Source organism: Bacillus cereus group sp. N31 (assembly GCF_016483245.1).
Classification (GTDB): domain Bacteria; phylum Bacillota; class Bacilli; order Bacillales; family Bacillaceae_G; genus Bacillus_A; species Bacillus_A toyonensis.
Window position 1 is genome coordinate 1 of the sequence record NZ_JAEHCH010000104.1, and the last position, 268, is coordinate 268.

Consider the following 268-nt stretch of genomic DNA (forward strand, 5'->3'; position numbering starts at 1 on the left):
CACATCCACCATGTGAATTTCACGATCTTGAAACTCTTTCGCTAACGACAAACCGATTGGCCCGTACCCACACCCTACGTCTAACACATTACCTTTAACATCTGGCATTTGAAACGCTTCAATTAAAAGACGAGACCCAAAGTCCACTTCGTTTTTCGAGCACACCCCATGGTCAGATAAAAAAGTAAATCGAGATTCACGAAGCGTAAATTCCCATCGTTTACGATCGCTCTTACTAGAAGGGTCGGTTGAGACATATTGGTCTGCC

General features: G+C 44.0%; 1 protein-coding gene. It reads right to left on the minus strand.

Going from position 1 to position 268, the window contains the following annotated elements; genetic code table 11:
- Nucleotides 1-268 (minus strand): methyltransferase (locus JDS81_RS29980; RefSeq protein ID WP_199688705.1); only part of this gene is annotated, 268 nt, incomplete at both ends.